The following is a 1,144-nucleotide window of genomic DNA, read 5'->3' as shown; positions in this document are numbered from 1 at the left end:
GTCAACTACAGAATCCCTCTTAAATTGCTTGTTATGCTGCGCTCTCATTTAGCTTGATGTACCTTGTTTCAGGCGGTAAATCTAATAAGCCTGAGCATAAAAACCTAGGTCTAATATCGATGTTTGCTAAATCAGTTAATGGGAACCAGCGAAACTCTAAATCTACGTCAGACTCTATACCACGAAAAGCCTCGGTTTTTGGCAACTTCTGTGGAGAACTCAAACGCACCAAAAAGTAATTGGCTAATTCGTGATACTTTTTACCAGAAAATTCAAAAAAGCTTTCAACATACCAAAGGTGTCTTTCAACAACTGAGTCGATAGATAACTCTTCAAGCAGTTCTCTTTTCAATGTATCGTCTGAGTTTTCAAAAAACTCTACTTTACCGCCCGGCAATGCCCAAAAAGGATCGCCTACAAGTCTATGCAACAACACATGATCTTCATCAATTATCACGGCAGCACTACGACAATTAAATCGAGCGTTGCCTTGGTCAAATCTCAACATTTTTACTCCTAGCAGCATAACGCCAAATTAAGGTGTGAACAACGCTAACACCTTAGCTAAAGCATTGTTCCATAAACACTAAACTTGCTTGAAGTGCAAGCGCCGAGCGTTGTGAATCACTCTTAAATTTCTTGTTATGTGTGAGCTTCAAGGTGCTGCTTCAAAGACCCCAACAAGAAATCCCAGACCTGCGTTTCCATGAGATTATAGAGTTCCTCTGAACGAATGTTACTTTGCACTAACTTCAATTCTGTCCCAAATGGAGTTTCCGACAAAGAATAGCTAATTACTAAATGATTCTCTGGAGTTCGCTCTGTTCCATGATTATCACTCCAGTATCGATATGAGTAGAATTTAGGCTTTTCCAGAGTTTCAATTGTCCCATGGTCAGTAAACGGGGAACCATTTACTTCACCTTTGTATAAAACTTCAGAGCCGACTTCCCACGTACTTACAACTTCTTTCAATGGGAAATACTTGGGAATCTCGCGACAACTCGTTAACGCTTCAAAAACTCTGTGTTTTGGAGCATTGATTTCGATTATCTTCTCTATTTCAAACACTTGCTAAAATCCTTTTTTATCAGTAGCACATAACGCCGCATTAAGGTGTGAGCGACGCTTGGCTATACTTGAG

Annotated in this window: 2 protein-coding genes; both read right to left on the bottom strand. The window is 39.9% G+C overall.

Annotated features, from left to right (window positions below):
• Positions 1 to 31: 31 nt before the first annotated feature.
• Positions 32 to 508 carry an NUDIX hydrolase gene (locus BCT81_RS25020; RefSeq protein ID WP_061893440.1) on the bottom strand — a complete coding sequence of 159 codons (477 nt, stop codon included), beginning with the start codon at positions 506 to 508 and terminating at the stop codon, positions 32 to 34.
• A gap of 134 nt (positions 509 to 642) precedes the next feature.
• A complete protein-coding gene (locus BCT81_RS25015) occupies positions 643 to 1,071 on the bottom strand; it encodes an SRPBCC domain-containing protein (RefSeq protein WP_047483006.1) in 429 nt (142 codons plus the stop codon).
• Positions 1,072 to 1,144 lie beyond the last annotated feature (73 nt).

The organism is Vibrio sp. 10N.261.52.A1 (genome assembly GCF_002876325.1).
In the GTDB taxonomy this organism is placed as follows: Bacteria; Pseudomonadota; Gammaproteobacteria; order Enterobacterales; family Vibrionaceae; genus Vibrio; species Vibrio chagasii.
Note: the sequence above shows the minus strand (reverse complement) of the source record. Positions and strands in the feature narration are given on the sequence as shown.

Coding starts and splice junctions, on each gene's coding strand:
- BCT81_RS25020 (WP_061893440.1), bottom strand. CDS start 508: ATGTTGAGATTTGACCAAGGCAACGCTCGATTTAATTGTCGTAGTGCT.